This is a genomic window from Bartonella sp. AP88HLJMH (assembly GCF_042195605.1).
Taxonomy (GTDB): Bacteria; Pseudomonadota; Alphaproteobacteria; order Rhizobiales; family Rhizobiaceae; genus Bartonella.
This window is the reverse complement of sequence record NZ_JBHIOR010000110.1, coordinates 1-706: the sequence shown is the minus strand read 5'-3', so window position 1 is coordinate 706 and position 706 is coordinate 1. Positions and strand designations below refer to the sequence as shown.

The 706-nt window shown below is 42.2% G+C and carries 1 protein-coding gene and 1 pseudogene; both read left to right on the top strand.

Features of this window, described 5'->3' with window-relative positions; all coding sequences use genetic code 11:
* Positions 1-156: 156 nt before the first annotated feature.
* Entirely contained in the window at positions 157-405 is a 249-nt protein-coding gene (locus ACFIMA_RS09860; RefSeq protein ID WP_015857131.1) for a hypothetical protein, read from the top strand.
* A gap of 2 nt (positions 406-407) precedes the next feature.
* A pseudogene (locus ACFIMA_RS09855) lies at positions 408-706 on the top strand (integrase); the annotation flags it as partial.

The window sequence follows — 706 nt, the reverse complement described above, 5'->3', positions numbered from 1 at the left end:
GGGAAATAGAACAAGAGATGCAAAAGATTTTGGCAAAAGCTGCTTAAACCTATGGGGGTGCTCTCTCCTCCCAGCACCCCCACCCTTTCCTAACACTTTCAACACCAGCGTGATTCACGCCACGGGAGAATTACATCTCAATGAAGGGGAATAAACATGCCACACCGCCCACCTACTATCACGCAACCAGCTATTGCTCGTGCTTTAAGAGAAGCTAAAAAACAAGGATGTGAACTCATAGAAATCAAACCTACAGGGGAATTATTAATTCATATCAATAAAACCATAACACCAACAACGACAGATAATACTTATAGCATTGACGATTTTCCACCACTTGAAAACGAGCAAGAAGACTACGAGACCAGCAAAAGTTGCCCCTCTGTCGACGGTATAAAGTTTTAGCCATGCCAAAACGCCGTCCGCCGCATCTTGTTCGTGAACGTACACGCCATGGTAAAGTTATATGGTATGTACGTATTGGTCATGGACCACGGTTTCGGATTGAAGGAACCTATGGAACGCAAGAGTTTGTTGATAATTATACGCTGGCTATTAAACAAGCTCAAAATGGCTCCTCCAAAACAAAGAGGCGTACCAGACTCACAGAAGGGTCTTTCGATTGGTTGTTGCATCAGTATTTACAAAGCATGCAATGGCATAATCAATTAGAAACTACTAAAAAATTAAGTATAGAATTCTGAAC

Bases quoted from the DNA above. Each gene is read 5' to 3' on its own strand.
- ACFIMA_RS09860 (WP_015857131.1), top strand. From the start codon at position 157: ATGCCACACCGCCCACCTACTATCACGCAACCAGCTATTGCTCGTGCT.